Raw genomic sequence first — 13910 nt, 5'->3', positions numbered from 1 at the left:
CTTTAACCTATGATTAAAAAGGTTCGATAGGTACATATATATCAACTATATGTTTATGCTTTGGATGCTGCTTTGGATTATTTCTATATACTTCAAAAGGATACGAGTCTCTCGGTTTATATCCGCTATTTGGCAGCCATTCACCGTATAAGAAATCCCATGCTCCTTTATATTCATTTTGAAATATTTCAAAATGTCCTACTACATACTTGCCTGAAGGTATTACCATTATTCCAACGTCGTTCGTTTCTACTGTGGATTCATCTGAAATTGTTACACATAGACTTGTTCTTAAATGATAGTCCTCAGTAAATTCATGATGATCGTGGTAAATGGTTAATACTTTCGTATCCTCAAATACATGATAGTTTTTCTTCGCCGCGTAACGAAATAATTTTTCTATCATTTCTGGAAAAGCTATAGCTAACTCTTCATATGTACCTGTATGTCTTATGTATGCGACGTTTATATCGTCCGCTGTTACAATTTCAACATTTCCTCGAACCTTCTTACATTCATTGTATTGAGAAGTTCTTCTTACGTCTTTGCAATTCTTGCTATTATCGTTTCGATATTGAGACGGACTTACACCGTAATGACTTTTAAATGTTCGGGAAAAAACTGCTGAATCTGTGAATCCGAAGTGATACGCAATATCTGTAATCGTCATATCTGTCCGATATGTAAGTAGATGTGTTGCCCTTTCTAACTTCAATCGGTTTACATACCGTGATAATGACTCGTTTACTATCCCCTTAAAAATCCGATGAAAATGAAACTTTGAAAATCCTGCTACATCCGCTAACTCTTCAATTGAAAGTGAATCATTTATGTTTGATTCTATATAATCTTGCACTTTATAAATGCGTCGTAAGTATTCATTTCTACTTTGTTTACTCTCCATACTTTTAGCTCCTCACAACAAAAAGGCTAACTTTGTGCTAGCCTACTTTTACACATGTTTCAAAAATAAAACTCTACTCCCGCCATTCCCATCATAATTTGTATGTACCGATACACCCTCTATCTCATCATCCCCAGCCTCAATTCGAAAACCGATTTCTTGATGAAACTGTATCGATTTTTTATTAACTGGTGACGTAATTGCTTTTACAACTTTACAATTATTTGCACGTGCGACATCAAAGAAATACGAATACAATGTCGATGCAATTCCTCTTCTTCTATACTTCGGATTTACCCCGATAAAATGAACGTACGCTTCCTCTTTATGCGTTTGCGAAAAGAATCCGCATAAGAAACCTAACGTTTCGCCATCTTCTTCAATGATAAAACTCGTTTCTTGAAAGTGAACGAAAAACAATTTTGGCAACATGGCAGCCATGTCTCTCCCGCCCCACCAATCATTTAAAACAGAATGAATCTTTACATAATCTTCCCCTTGGATGTTTCTTACTCGCATATGTTTCTCCCTCTCACTCACTTCATTTTTTCATAAATTTTAATGACTGTTTCTACTAAAAGGATTAATACCCATATCCCGCAAAATACAAGAACAGACTGGAATAAAGAACCTAGCATAACAACACTTATTAAACCTAATTCTGGGCCTGAAATGGACATTTCATCAAATCCTATATTATGTATAAATGGACCGGTTGAAAAAGCCATTAAAATAGATGCTATTAAATAAATCACACTCATTATTTTTAATATTTTTATAGAAAGATACGAAGTTTGTTCTTGCTCCATTTGTGATAATTCGATTTCACCGCTCGCAATTCCTTTTTGTAAACAGTCCTCACATAGAAATTCTTCCTTAATTTTTTTACCACCGTGCAATGTACCTGTAATTTCTTTACAGCGCGAACACTTTCGATTTATCATTTTGTTATCACTCCAATCTCGTAAGATTATACTTATACAATTCTATTTTTACCTTATTATTCCTTTTGTGTATTTTATAGAGAGGTGACGTATTTTATGATATCTAAACTTATTTTTGGTTATAAAAAGCCTACTGAGCAATATGTATTACGACCTAGTTGTTATGCAATTATTTTTAACTCAACTTCTTCAAACATTGCTATTATCCAAAAAGGAGACCGTTATTTTTTACCTGGTGGCGGTATGGAAGGTACCGAAACAAAAGATGAATGCTTACATCGTGAACTACTAGAGGAATTAGGATGGGCAATTGAAATTAATCAATATATCGGTAATGCAATGCGATATTTTTATGCGGAAAAAGAAGATACATATTATTTAAACGATGGATTTTTTTATATTGCGAACATGGTGCAGACACAAACTGAAAACTGTGAGGAAGATCATGTTTTGCGGTGGATGTCTCCATTACATGCTATAGAATATTTACTTCATGATCATCAAAAATGGGCTGTTGAACAAGCGCTTTTATTACGAAACAAAAAATGATCTCCTTCTATATGAAAGAGATCATTTTTACTGTTAGCTTACCTTTTTCAAATTGAGAGCTGGCTTTTTGATTCCACCTTTTTTTACAACATATAGACCCACAAAGATAATAAGTCCGCCAACCAGTTGCATCATATTGATTTGCTCTCCGATAGTTACTGCCGCGAAGATAACTGCGAACAATGGTACAAGATACATATAAACCATTACTTTCGTTGAGCCTATTTTACTAATACCGACATACCACATTGCAAGTCCGAAGATTGTCGCGAAGACGATTGAATATGCTAGAGACCCCCAGCTTGGCATGTCTACTGGCCACGTTAATGTATTTACGTTGAATAAACAATATACAACGAGAGGTACAATTCCAATTAAAGTTGACCAAGATGTGACTCTCATTGCGGAATATTTTGTTATAAGAGGTTGCGCTAATATTGGGTACCATCCCCACGCAATCGCTGCGACTAATCCAATTATGTTTCCGAGCCACGCATATTCGTAAGTAGCTCCTCCTGTATGCCCTGTTAATAAAACGAATGCTGCACCAACAAAGGCCACTATTGAACCAATTTGTACTTTCATCGAAAAACGTTCTTGTTTGTGCAATACTGCTAATATCCCTGTAAAAATAGGTGACATTGCAATTAATAATGAGGCGTTTGTTGCTGAAGTATATTTCACAGATAGCATAAACATCGTTTGATACATTGTTGTACCAACGATACCGACTGCTACTAATCGTAACCAATCTTTTCTTTCAATACGTAATGAGCGTTCCATTATAAAAGTAATAAGTAATAATACCGGTGATGCTACTAAAAATCGTAAACTATTAAATTGAATGGATGACATAAATGCCACTCCATACTTTCCTATTGTATAATTTGCTCCCCATACTAATGCAACTGATACTAGGAGCCATTCCATTTGCCATCGTTTCATCCGAATCTCCCCTTCCCTATTTAGCATAGTAAAATTGGCTGGATATAACACCGTCCAATTGGCTGTTTTTTTACCCAGCCAATTTGCTATACTTGATGTATATAAGAGATACGGAGGCGTTTTTTATGGAATGGAAACTAGATAGTGACAGTAAAATCCCTATTTATCAGCAAGTTGTTGACTTTATTGAAAAACGTATTACATATGGAGAACTTCCTCCAGGAAGCTTCCTACCTTCAGAACGGAAATTAGCTACGCAATTAAATGTAAACAGAAGTACAGTAACGACTGCTTATAATGAACTTCGTGCGATGGGAATTGTAGAAAGTACCACTGGTAAAGGTACACGTGTAAGTACACATATGTGGGGCGTTTCTCCAACATTAACACCCAACTGGAGAAATTTCGTAGAAGGTGGTACGTTTTTACCAAACTTACCGTTACTTCGCCATATTCGGGCAGAAGTACAACAAAATGAAAATATTATTGATTTTGCAAACGGAGAACTCGGTTGTAATCTCTACCCTCATGATCAACTGCAAGCGATTTTACGTGAACAACCTTTAACGCATTCATTAAGTTACGATCATCCGCAAGGCTATCTCCCGCTAAGACAAGCGGTCGTAAAATATATGAAGGAATATTTAAAAGTTGAGGCGACTGAACAATCCATTATGATTACATCTGGCGCACAGCAAGCACTTCACCTTATCGTGCAATGTTTATTAAATCCAGGTGATGCTGTTGCTTTCGAAAGTCCTTCACACTGTTATTCCTTGCCGTTATTCCAATCAGCAGGTATTCGTATTTTCCCATTACCTGTCGATGAACACGGCATTAATCCAGACGATGTACAAGAGCTATACAGAAAGCACCGCATTAAAATGATCTTTTTAAATCCAAATTTCCAAAACCCTACGGGGACGATGCTTCATCCAAACCGTAGAAAAAAACTATTATCACTTTGCGCAGATTTACGAATTGCAATCGTTGAAGATGATCCATCTAGTTTGCTGACGCTAGAAAAGAAACAACCTTGTCCTACTTTGAAATCAATAGATGAAAACGGAACTGTCATTTATGTACATTCTTTATCAAAAATGATTGCACCAGGCTTACGAGTTGGTTGGCTCGTTGCCCCGCAGTCTGTAGTAGAAAGGTTATCCGACGCAAGGCACCAAATGGAATTAGGTATGAGCATATTCCCGCAGTGGCTTATGCAACAATTTTTTGAAACTGTACCATTTCAGTCGCATATCGTACCGTTACGAAAACAACTAGCAGAAAAAAGAGACGTTATCGTTCGCGCCTTAAACGAGCAACTTCATGATAAAATCTCTTTTTCAAATCCGACCGGTGGAATATACATATGGGGAAAATTAAAAGAACCGATAAACGAAAAACAACTTATTATGCAAAGTTTAAAACAAGAAATTGCTTTTATGCCAGGTAGTATTTTCGGCGCAAAAGATGGTTATATACGCTTATCTTATGGAAAAGTGAATATTAATCAAATTGAGGAAGGTATTTCTCGTTTGCGGGAGGCTATTTTGGTTTGTGAAAATAACTTTAAATAAAGCTTTCTCGTTTGACAAAACCTAAATCTACCATTATTATCAACTCGAACCTATTTATAGGAGTGATAAAATGAAGATTTACGTTGATGCAGATGCTTGTCCTGTAAAAGATGTGATTATTTTTGAGGCTACGAATGTGGAAATTCCTGTTACCCTCGTTACTAGTTTTTCACATTATTCTAATGCAGAGCAGCCAAAAGGTGTCGAAACAATTTATGTTGATTCCGGAGCAGATGCTGCTGATTACCGAATTATGCAGTTAGCAAAAAAAGAAGATTTAATCGTAACACAAGATTACGGTCTTGCTTCGCTCGCTTTAGCAAAAGGCTGTATCGTACTACACCATAAAGGCTATAAGTATACGAATGATAACATTGAACAATTGTTACAAACACGATATTTAAGTGCAATGGTTCGAAAAAGTGGTAAGCGTACAAAAGGACCGAAACCATTTACAGCAGAAGATAAAGAGAAATTTAGAGCGCTCTTTAAAAGTATGATTGCACTGTAGAAATGAACCGTCTATTTGTAGAGAAAGAAAAGAAGAGAAGAGAATATCCAAATGAACATTCTCTTCTTGAGGTTTACCCGTTTAAAATGAAGGTAAATTATCTAAGTTATTTTCTTTTATTCCATCCGGTTCACTACGTATAATATCTCTGCCATACTTATGAAATACGTCCACATGAGCTAACTTCCCTGATTTCGCTTCATTAAGAGCAGTCATATAATCTAACTCTCTCCCGCTACTTGTTTTAAAAGCAATTAAATCACCTTCATCATTTTTACGAACAGCAACAATTTGTTCTGCTCCTGAAGTAACTTCCTGAGCTATTTCAAATTGAGCTTGCTCTTCTCCTTGATGTAAATAATCATTATACACTTTTTCAAAGTCTTTTTTGTCCATTAAACTCACCTCCAACACATTTTATTAGTATGGTTGGGATGTAGTGTTTTTATGTACTTTTCTCTTAGAAAAACGGATTTTTAATACCTATGCAAACCCTTCAAAGTCTCCAATATATCATCTGTAAAGGCTGTACTACCCTCTGTCTCTAAAACTCTGAAATATAAACTTCTTAAGAACGATCTAATATTTTGTACTAAAATAGCATGCTGCGGATGTCGGATGTCCTCAACAGTTGCTATACTATGTAGCCAATTGCTCCACTCTTCTTCAGTTAAAAGCTTTTGGTTATGTAACGACATAATTGGCTTTACTAATCTCTCATCCTCAAAGTGTACATATACGTAATCACTCAATCGAACCTTCTGACGAACAGCCGCAAGAATCGCATATGAAAACTCACGATTTTGAATTGTACGTGCTAACGCATCGAGCGCATCTGCTGCATGTGCAGTAGAGTGTGCCCAGCCTTTTCCTTCTACGTAGCCCCTTACATCTTCTTCTAAATATACATATTCCAACACTTGTTCTGCCACACTGTACAATTGTTCTTCTGATAACAACGGTTCTCTTTCATGAACAGATAAAATAAGTGGTGGAATTAATACGGAGAATGCACGTTTAAATACAGAGTCTGTTCCCTTTTCACCAATTTTATAAAATAAATAATCAGGACTAATTGCTTGTAGCATTAACCCTCGTAATTCTTTTTGTCTAAACACATCATTTGTAATCCATGTATGAAGCGTACTATAAATTAAATCATCACGTAATTCAGCATCTGGTGATCCGATATAATCTAGCATCCACTGCGCATATGGATATGCATCTACGTCTTCTGGTACAGCATAATTATTATTTTTAATTTGTAGTAGTTCTTCTTTTAGTTCTAGTACTTCATTCATTCTATTCCCTGTCCCCTTTTTACGTTTTTTTATTGCCTTATCCCCCGTTTTTTACTTTCTAAAGTTAATTTAATTATACGAGAATTATAACTATAAATAAAAGGCTATACATATAATTTTGATTATGTATTACTTTCGCTCTTGAAATATAACTTCTGGATTTGCTAAATCACTATTCCGAAATACAACATCCGCATAACTTTTTGGATTATGCTCATCTATATACAACTTACAGGCCGCATGATATCTGTTCAAAAACATCTTCTCTGCTTCTTCATAACTTCCAAAAGCTTCAGTTTCCCGCTTAGCACCACGTTTTCTCGCAATCTCAAAATTTGTATCTACAAAGATTTTGTAATCAAATAAATACGCAACGTCTTTTTTCAATAGAAATGTTCCATCTACTATTAATATCATATTTTGCGTGGCCAATAGCGGCTCATTATGTACAGACATATCCGTTATTAAGTTATGAGAAATCATTTCATATTGTAAATTCCCGTTAGGTCCTAAAGGCATTAATAATCTTTCTTTGAAAGCTGTATAATCGTGTGCATCTTCATAATACCCTCTTGCAGATTCTTTTCCTTTTGCATAGCGAATCACTCTTGGATTATGAAAATCATCAATGCTGGCGCGTGTTACTGGTAATCCTCGTTTTTTTATTTCTTCCGCTAATTCGTTTGCAAATGTTGTTTTTCCTGATGCTGTAATACCACTTACTCCAACTCTTGTTGGATAGGTTAAGTTTAGCTTTACAATATGATCTGCAATTTCTTTGATTCGTTGTTTTCGGTTCATGATATCTCCCTTTATAATTAGTTTACATAATATAATTATAAGTAACAATACATGTCACTATTTGTCGGTAAATCGATATCCTTTGTCGAATCGTTGATATATCGAAAAAATCGTTGATATATTTTAAGTTATGATAGATATATTTGAAAAATCGTTGATATATTATTAGCTTACTTCCCCTTAAACCCTCGATATAAAGCAGTCCGTAATTCTTGTTTGTATTCTTCAATTTCTGGCATTTCGAGTTCTTCTGCTAGTCTGATAGCTAATTCAATATCATACGGTACTCGTACAAGTTGAATAGAAAAGCTCGCTGCTTCTTTTTCATTGTAAGTTCCTTCAAATATTAAATAGGAAGCTTGCGTTATTTCAAGTGGGTTTCCTACGCTGCCGGCATTACATAACGTTTTCCCTCTGAAATTTTGAACGAACGCTTGGTGAACGTCACCGTAACAAACGACATCTGGTTTTCTTTCTCCTTCTATATTTTCTGTCAGATCACTATTTTCGAACATACTAATACGCTCTTCTCTTGAAGCGTGTGGTTGAATTCTTTCATATAAACTTCTCGGTGAGGCGTGGAACATACGAATGAGTTTTCCACTCATATAAAACTCGATTGAAAATGGTAAGCTTCTTAAATAGTCGTTTTGTTCTTCCGATAATTGTTTTTGATGCCATTTTAATGCTTCAAATTCAGTCGGCTTTGTAATAAAATCATCCCAGTTTCCCATTACGACTACTTCACATTCTTTACGAATGATTTCAATTGCTTCACTGGAATGAGGTCCTTTTCCTACTAAATCTCCAAGACAAATAATGCGCTCGATTCCTCTTAATTTAATATCATTCAACACGGATTCTAATGCTTGAATATTACCGTGAATATCTGAAATTACTGCTATTTTATCCATATAAATTACTCCTTTATTTATTACATTCGCTTGATTGATACCATTTTGGAATATAAGATGAAAAATGATTATGCTCTTCTAATATTCCATTTAATCTTTCCTTCATATCATCTACTAAATGCGGCGTACTTCGATTCGTCCAAACGATATCCGCTGGGAATGTCATCGCGGCGTACAATGTATAGAGTTTCCAAAAATGAAGCGATGGTTCGCCTCCGCAATAACCGTGAACTTGTCCAACCGCAAATGGTTTACTTATTCTTGTAGTAAAAATCGCTACATTATAAAAATCGTGTATTGGATCGCCAAAATCATATCCACAAAAATCAATAACGATAAACTCCTTATTATGAATCATACTATTTGCTGGATGGAAGTCATCATGTAAAAATCTTATTGGACGATTTTTCAATAAATCTTTATGATTTTCTACAAAGGTTAATATTGGATTCAAATCCAGAAAATTCACCTCGTAATCTGTTAGTGCCTCTATGTATCTTTCGTATTTATTCCATCTAGATGTTTCCCATTTATTACTTGCACTTTCTCTTTCAATTGAGTGAATCCTCTTTAATACTTCCCCTGCTTTTCTTCCTGCCTTATACTGTTCTTCCACCGATAACTTCGTTAAACCTTCTTCACCATTTATACCTCGGGTCCATTCAAATACTTGAACACATTTATTTAATTCCTCAAGTTTTATGAAATGAATTAACTTAGGCGTTGGAATATGTAATGACTCTAATCGTTTCATATACGTATATTCTTCTTGTTTACGTTCAAAATGAACTGTATCACATACTTTTACAAAATATGTTACTTTGTTTTCTAATTCTATTTTATGTTTCTCTTCATGTGAGAAACCTTTTGAAATAGCTGTACACTTTACAATACGAGGCCATTCTAGTATTCTCTCTATCTCCCTAAGCATTTCTTCCACAACGTTCACCTCTATTAATATATGTACAAACTACCTAGCACTTCATGCTCTCGTTTATTTCCACCTTTAAACTCTACTGCAAATGGATATTCGCCATTCTTATTCAAATGTTCTAGTACTAGCCCTTCTCCAATCGGTTCACAAAACTGCACATGAATATTTCCAAACACTACACTTTGACTCTCAGCATTCCATTTTTCATTTTTCACAACTGAACTTGTAGATAGTCCCATTACTTTTTTCCATTTCCGTACTGTTTCTCGAACGTTTTTTACTGCGTAATGAATCGTTTCAATTTGTTGCACTTTGTTTTTATGTTCAGTGATCGTCCTACTGTTACGTAAATCGTTTCTTCTTTCTTCGTCCGTTTCATTCCACTGTATAAAGAAAGGTAATTTCGGTCCGTTCTCTTCTTGCCTAACAAATAACATTTTCCATTCTAAAAGCCGGCCATCTTTTCTCATGCGTTTCCCTTCAAATGGCCCTATCGTATGTAAGCCGTACTTATTAAAGTTAACTGCTAGCTCCTCAATTGCATCTGTTCGGATCGCGATTTGTAGCATTCCTTCTCCATTTTGTAGTTTCACCACTGTTTCTTGTACTAATGGATTTTCTGCTTCTTTCGCTTTTTCTTCATGTTGAACTGCTAAAAATTCTATATATGATAAATCAAAATAACTTAAACTATTCCAAGTACCCCAATTCGTATGCTCTCCGCCTAATACAGTATGAAATCCAAGTTCCTGCATTTGTTTTGCCGCTTCCTCCGGTGTACCATGAACTGCGTGAACAAGATGATCAAATCGTAACATGTCTTTCTCCCCTTTCTCTCCATCCTTTTATTGTATATTTTATTTTTATTTCATTCAATTCAAAAACTTTAAAACCTAGTTGATTTATACGATTAATATGTATTATAATGAAACAAATTTAATTATTGCTGATTGGAAAAACCAAAGGCACTTTTCTCATACGGGAAAAGTGTCTTTTTCATTTATTATTACAGGGGGATTATTTATGCAGAAATTAATTGTCTTTGCTATTATTGGATTTTTCGCTCAACTGATCGATGGAGCACTCGGAATGGCGTATGGGGTAACGTCTACTTCACTATTATTAATGTTTGGTATTGCACCGGCTGTAGCTTCCGCATCGGTTCATTTAGCTGAAGTCGTTACAACTGCAGCTTCTGGCGCATCTCATATCAAATTTGGAAACGTTGATAAATATACAGTTTCCAGGCTTACATTACCTGGGGCAATCGGCGCATTTGTTGGGGCATGTTTTTTAAGTAATTTGCCTGGAGATGTAATCAAACCGTACATTTCCGTATTTTTATTTACTTTAGGGGTTTATATTTTATTACGATTCATCATTCAAAAACAAATTGTCACTTCAAATAAGCGTATGTCTGCAAAACAACTTGTGCCGCTTGGTTTATTCGCTGGATTCGTTGATTCAACTGGTGGCGGTGGTTGGGGGCCGATTACGACACCTGTTCTTCTAGCAAGAGGAAATGAAGCTAGAAAAGTTATTGGATCTGTAGATACGAGTGAATTTCCTGTTTCACTCGCTGCAACAATCGGCTTCTTCATCTCACTTGGCTGGGAACAAGTAAGCTGGGTTTGGGTATTTTCTCTCATGCTCGGTGGTATCGTAGCGGCACCAATCGCGGCATGGCTAGTTCGCATCGTTCCTTCTCATTTACTTGGCGTATTAGTTGGTGGTCTTATTATCTTTACAAACATTCGTACACTGCTTACTACATTTAAAGTGGATCCAACTATTATTTCACTTTCTTACGTTGCAGTTGGTCTTGTCGTTATTATTTCTATTTTCATTGCTGTTCGTAATCATTCCAATCGTCCTAATACGTCAACGGCTGAGTATCCGAATGATCAGAAGCAAATGCTACCATAACTATAAAAAATACCGCTCAATTTAGAGCGGTATTTTTTATTTTTCTATTTTCCAATTAATCATCATTTCTGTTGCATTTACTCTCTTCATATGTAACTTTTCTAAAACACGCATCGAACTATAATTATCTAGAAGTGTCTCTGCAATTATTGTTTCTACCTCACCTGTTTTGAAAGCCCAATCGATTAGTTCTTTTACAGCTTCTGTTGCATAGCCCTGATTCCAATATTTCTCAATGAATCCATAGCCAATTTCTACTGTTTGATCCTCGTTTGGTTTCCCTTTAAACCCAATATCACCTAAAACGCTATCATCTTCTTTTCGAAGAACATACCACGCCCCCCATGGTAATAAAGTTGCATCTTGTTTTACATTCTTTACATGCCCTACAATATGCGGGCCGCTATTGTATCCTTGCTCGTTAGCGACTTGAATCCTCTCTTCTGTACACGGCACTATATAGAGCCTTTCTGTTTCTAATTTCATTTTGATTTCCCCTTTTTGCTTAAACGTTACTCTAATTATAACAAATAATATGACTTTATTATGAATGTCGAATTATATTTTTCTGAATTTTCTTTTAATTTAGAGGGTTTTTCAATATTTTTTGCGAAACATTTGTATAACAATTTTTTCTTTGCTTATTGCTACATAATAGTAGGTTCGGGTGGAGTTTTGCAAGCGTTTCCTATACAATAACCGATATTTTTTGACTTTTCCTAACAAAATATCTTGCAATATATTCAGAAAGTCATTACAATTGCCATATATTAAAAATCTTAGCAATATATCAAATCCTCATCAATCCGATGAGGTAGAGGTTGCGACTTTTAAGAGTACGACGGACGAGACACAGAGAATGTCACCGACTCCGTTTGAAAGGAAAAGTTGCCGAAGTTTATATTTCTTCTCTGGAAATATGAGCTGGGGCTGTCTCCGAAAGGAACAGAACTGTCACGTTTACAAAATTACCGTGTAAACGTGGGGTGCTATCTTAACGGAAGGGTATGATGGGGTGGTTATTTGTGAAACGTTCCGCCAAATTCCTTTGGCGGTTTTTTGTATTTTTCTCCCCCGCTCCTTCCTAACCTACAAGAAAAGGAGTGTTGAACATGAATAGCGCAACAAATCAATCTACCTCTAAAACGCAAACTACACAAGGACAAGGTGAATTAAAACGCGGATTAAAATCTCGTCACCTTACGATGATTTCTCTCGGCGGTACAATTGGTACCGGACTATTTCTTGCCAGCGGTGGTGTCATCCATTCAGCTGGACCTGGTGGTGCATTAATTGCATACGCCGCAATTGGAATTATGGTTTACTTTTTAATGACAAGCTTAGCTGAACTCGCAGCTTACATGCCTGTTACTGGATCTTTTAGTACGTACGCAACAAAATTTGTTGATCCATCACTTGGCTTTGCACTTGGATGGAACTATTGGTATAACTGGGCAATTACGATTGCTGCTGAACTAGCTGCTGTAACATTAATTATGAAATTTTGGTTCCCAGATACCCCTTCTCTTATTTGGAGCGGATTATGTTTAGCTATTATTTTCCTTTTAAACTACTTATCTGTTAAAGGGTTTGGTGAATCTGAATATTGGTTCGCACTTATTAAAGTAGTTACGATTATTATCTTTTTAATTGTTGGTTTCATGATGATTTTTGGAATTATGGGCGGCGAAACGGTTGGCTTCAAAAACTTCACTGTTGCAGATGCACCATTTAACGGCGGTATCATGGCAATTATCGGTGTGTTTATGGCAGCTGGTTTCTCATTCCAAGGTACTGAACTATTAGGAGTAGCTGCTGGTGAAACATCTGATCCAGAACGTAATATCCCAAAAGCAATTCGTTCAATCTTTTGGCGTATTCTTTTATTCTATATCCTTGCGATTCTCGTTATCGGTTTATTAATTCCTTATACAACTGAAAGTCTTGCTGCAAGTGATGTAACAGTAAGTCCATTTACACTTATTTTCGAAAAAGCGGGCGTTGCCTTTGCTGCTTCTGTTATGAACGCTGTTATTTTAACGGCAGTACTATCTGCTGGTAACTCTGGTATGTATGCATCAACTCGTATGCTTTGGGATTTAGCTCGCCAAGGCAAGGCACCAAAGTTTCTTGGTAAATTAGATAGCCGCGGTGTACCTGTTAACGCATTAATCGTAACATCGATTGTCGGTAGTATTGCTTTCATTGCTTCTTTATTCGGTGACGGTGTTGTATACATTTGGTTATTAAATGCATCAGGAATGTCTGGCTTTATCGCTTGGGTCGGCATTGCAATTAGTCATTACCGTTTCCGTAAAGCGTATATCGCACAAGGAAAAGATTTAAATGACTTACCATATAGAGCAAAATGGTTCCCCTTCGGTCCAATCTTTGCATTTACACTTTGTATCATCGTAATTTTAGGACAAAACTACGGGGCATTTATGGGTGAGTCAATCGACTGGAACGGTGTACTCGTTTCTTACATCGGTTTACCACTCTTCTTAGTACTATGGTTAGGTTATAAATTTACGAAAAAAACAAAAGTGATTCCACTTGATAAATGTGAACTAAAATAAAGTGAAACGAGCAAACAAATTTGTT

The 13910-nt window shown here is 35.9% G+C and carries 16 protein-coding genes and 1 riboswitch; of the genes, 5 read left to right on the top strand and 11 right to left on the bottom strand.

From position 1 onward, the window contains the following. Positions 1-13: 13 nt before the first annotated feature. From ACTFP3_RS11725 to ACTFP3_RS11715, 3 genes are read right to left on the bottom strand one after another with little or no spacing between them, the layout of a single operon-like run. A complete protein-coding gene (locus ACTFP3_RS11725; RefSeq protein ID WP_440010526.1) occupies positions 14-904 on the bottom strand; it encodes an AraC family transcriptional regulator in 891 nt (296 codons plus the stop codon). A gap of 48 nt (positions 905-952) precedes the next feature. After that, entirely contained in the window at positions 953-1423 is a 471-nt protein-coding gene (locus ACTFP3_RS11720; RefSeq protein WP_016122751.1) for a GNAT family N-acetyltransferase, read from the bottom strand. Positions 1424-1440: 17 nt separating this feature from the next. Next, positions 1441-1848 carry a DUF3980 domain-containing protein gene (locus ACTFP3_RS11715; protein ID WP_048535723.1) on the bottom strand — a complete coding sequence of 136 codons (408 nt, stop codon included), beginning with the start codon at positions 1846-1848 and terminating at the stop codon, positions 1441-1443. A gap of 96 nt (positions 1849-1944) precedes the next feature. On the opposite strand from ACTFP3_RS11715, the gene ACTFP3_RS11710 reads away from it, so the two are divergent. Continuing rightward, complete coding sequence (locus tag ACTFP3_RS11710; protein WP_074047552.1) at positions 1945-2397, top strand: NUDIX hydrolase; 453 nt, start codon at positions 1945-1947, stop codon at positions 2395-2397. A 33-nt stretch (positions 2398-2430) separates the two neighbouring features. Here ACTFP3_RS11710 and ACTFP3_RS11705 read toward each other — a convergent pair whose 3' ends face one another. Next, positions 2431-3342, bottom strand: a complete 912-nt coding sequence (locus ACTFP3_RS11705) for a DMT family transporter (protein WP_326036672.1) — start codon at positions 3340-3342, stop codon at positions 2431-2433. A 125-nt stretch (positions 3343-3467) separates the two neighbouring features. Between ACTFP3_RS11705 and pdxR the strand changes: the two genes are divergently transcribed. Together pdxR and ACTFP3_RS11695 are read left to right on the top strand one after the other, a co-directional pair. Then, on the top strand, positions 3468-4919 hold the full coding sequence (gene pdxR, locus ACTFP3_RS11700) for a MocR-like pyridoxine biosynthesis transcription factor PdxR (protein ID WP_149149747.1): 1452 nt from the start codon (positions 3468-3470) through the stop codon (positions 4917-4919). Between the two features lie 70 nt (positions 4920-4989). After that, positions 4990-5430: a YaiI/YqxD family protein gene (locus tag ACTFP3_RS11695; RefSeq protein ID WP_069355843.1), complete on the top strand. Its 441-nt coding sequence runs from the start codon at positions 4990-4992 to the stop codon at positions 5428-5430. 81 nt (positions 5431-5511) lie between these two features. Here the strand turns inward: ACTFP3_RS11695 and ACTFP3_RS11690 are convergent, their stop codons facing one another. From ACTFP3_RS11690 to ACTFP3_RS11665, 6 genes are all read right to left on the bottom strand, one after another. Continuing rightward, positions 5512-5826 (bottom strand): DUF3892 domain-containing protein, encoded by a 315-nt coding sequence (locus tag ACTFP3_RS11690; RefSeq protein ID WP_000358161.1) that lies wholly within the window; start codon positions 5824-5826, stop codon positions 5512-5514. An 80-nt stretch (positions 5827-5906) separates the two neighbouring features. Beyond that, positions 5907-6731, bottom strand: a complete 825-nt coding sequence (locus ACTFP3_RS11685) for a DUF2785 domain-containing protein (RefSeq protein WP_006926031.1) — start codon at positions 6729-6731, stop codon at positions 5907-5909. 129 nt (positions 6732-6860) lie between these two features. Next, positions 6861-7532, bottom strand: a complete 672-nt coding sequence (locus ACTFP3_RS11680) for a uridine kinase (protein ID WP_001080558.1) — start codon at positions 7530-7532, stop codon at positions 6861-6863. Positions 7533-7702: 170 nt separating this feature from the next. After that, positions 7703-8446, bottom strand: a complete 744-nt coding sequence (locus tag ACTFP3_RS11675; RefSeq protein WP_000357659.1) for a metallophosphoesterase family protein — start codon at positions 8444-8446, stop codon at positions 7703-7705. A 13-nt stretch (positions 8447-8459) separates the two neighbouring features. Further along, on the bottom strand, positions 8460-9386 hold the full coding sequence (locus ACTFP3_RS11670) for an aminoglycoside phosphotransferase family protein (RefSeq protein WP_088363872.1): 927 nt from the start codon (positions 9384-9386) through the stop codon (positions 8460-8462). Positions 9387-9400: 14 nt separating this feature from the next. After that, a complete protein-coding gene (locus tag ACTFP3_RS11665) occupies positions 9401-10198 on the bottom strand; it encodes a VOC family protein (RefSeq protein ID WP_006926038.1) in 798 nt (265 codons plus the stop codon). Positions 10199-10295: 97 nt separating this feature from the next. On the opposite strand from ACTFP3_RS11665, the gene ACTFP3_RS11660 reads away from it, so the two are divergent. Next, positions 10296-11306, top strand: coding sequence for a sulfite exporter TauE/SafE family protein (locus tag ACTFP3_RS11660; protein WP_002024365.1), 1011 nt, complete (start codon positions 10296-10298; stop codon positions 11304-11306). 36 nt (positions 11307-11342) lie between these two features. On the opposite strand, the gene ACTFP3_RS11655 is transcribed toward ACTFP3_RS11660, so the two are convergent. Further along, positions 11343-11792 carry a GNAT family N-acetyltransferase gene (locus tag ACTFP3_RS11655; RefSeq protein WP_000764607.1) on the bottom strand — a complete coding sequence of 150 codons (450 nt, stop codon included), beginning with the start codon at positions 11790-11792 and terminating at the stop codon, positions 11343-11345. Between the two features lie 321 nt (positions 11793-12113). Next, a riboswitch (Lysine riboswitch) is annotated at positions 12114-12306 on the top strand. A gap of 112 nt (positions 12307-12418) precedes the next feature. Between ACTFP3_RS11655 and ACTFP3_RS11650 the strand changes: the two genes are divergently transcribed. Continuing rightward, positions 12419-13885, top strand: a complete 1467-nt coding sequence (locus ACTFP3_RS11650; protein WP_001083386.1) for an amino acid permease — start codon at positions 12419-12421, stop codon at positions 13883-13885. Positions 13886-13910 lie beyond the last annotated feature (25 nt).

It is taken from the genome of Bacillus cereus group sp. MYBK5-2 (assembly GCF_051915685.1).
Taxonomy (GTDB): Bacteria; Bacillota; Bacilli; order Bacillales; family Bacillaceae_G; genus Bacillus_A; species Bacillus_A cereus.
This window is presented reverse-complemented; position numbering and strand designations above follow the sequence as displayed.

Excerpts from the sequence above, each read along its gene's own strand:
- ACTFP3_RS11660 (WP_002024365.1), top strand. The coding sequence starts at position 10,296 with ATGTATTATAATGAAACAAATTTAATTATTGCTGATTGGAAAAACCAA.
- ACTFP3_RS11685 (WP_006926031.1), bottom strand. The coding sequence starts at position 6,731 with ATGAATGAAGTACTAGAACTAAAAGAAGAACTACTACAAATTAAAAAT.
- ACTFP3_RS11675 (WP_000357659.1), bottom strand. The coding sequence starts at position 8,446 with ATGGATAAAATAGCAGTAATTTCAGATATTCACGGTAATATTCAAGCA.
- ACTFP3_RS11680 (WP_001080558.1), bottom strand. The coding sequence starts at position 7,532 with ATGAACCGAAAACAACGAATCAAAGAAATTGCAGATCATATTGTAAAG.
- ACTFP3_RS11725 (WP_440010526.1), bottom strand. The coding sequence starts at position 904 with ATGGAGAGTAAACAAAGTAGAAATGAATACTTACGACGCATTTATAAA.
- ACTFP3_RS11705 (WP_326036672.1), bottom strand. The coding sequence starts at position 3,342 with ATGAAACGATGGCAAATGGAATGGCTCCTAGTATCAGTTGCATTAGTA.
- ACTFP3_RS11650 (WP_001083386.1), top strand. The coding sequence starts at position 12,419 with ATGAATAGCGCAACAAATCAATCTACCTCTAAAACGCAAACTACACAA.
- ACTFP3_RS11655 (WP_000764607.1), bottom strand. The coding sequence starts at position 11,792 with ATGAAATTAGAAACAGAAAGGCTCTATATAGTGCCGTGTACAGAAGAG.
- ACTFP3_RS11710 (WP_074047552.1), top strand. The coding sequence starts at position 1,945 with ATGATATCTAAACTTATTTTTGGTTATAAAAAGCCTACTGAGCAATAT.
- ACTFP3_RS11715 (WP_048535723.1), bottom strand. The coding sequence starts at position 1,848 with ATGATAAATCGAAAGTGTTCGCGCTGTAAAGAAATTACAGGTACATTG.
- ACTFP3_RS11690 (WP_000358161.1), bottom strand. The coding sequence starts at position 5,826 with ATGGACAAAAAAGACTTTGAAAAAGTGTATAATGATTATTTACATCAA.
- ACTFP3_RS11695 (WP_069355843.1), top strand. The coding sequence starts at position 4,990 with ATGAAGATTTACGTTGATGCAGATGCTTGTCCTGTAAAAGATGTGATT.
- ACTFP3_RS11720 (WP_016122751.1), bottom strand. The coding sequence starts at position 1,423 with ATGCGAGTAAGAAACATCCAAGGGGAAGATTATGTAAAGATTCATTCT.
- pdxR (WP_149149747.1), top strand. The coding sequence starts at position 3,468 with ATGGAATGGAAACTAGATAGTGACAGTAAAATCCCTATTTATCAGCAA.
- ACTFP3_RS11665 (WP_006926038.1), bottom strand. The coding sequence starts at position 10,198 with ATGTTACGATTTGATCATCTTGTTCACGCAGTTCATGGTACACCGGAG.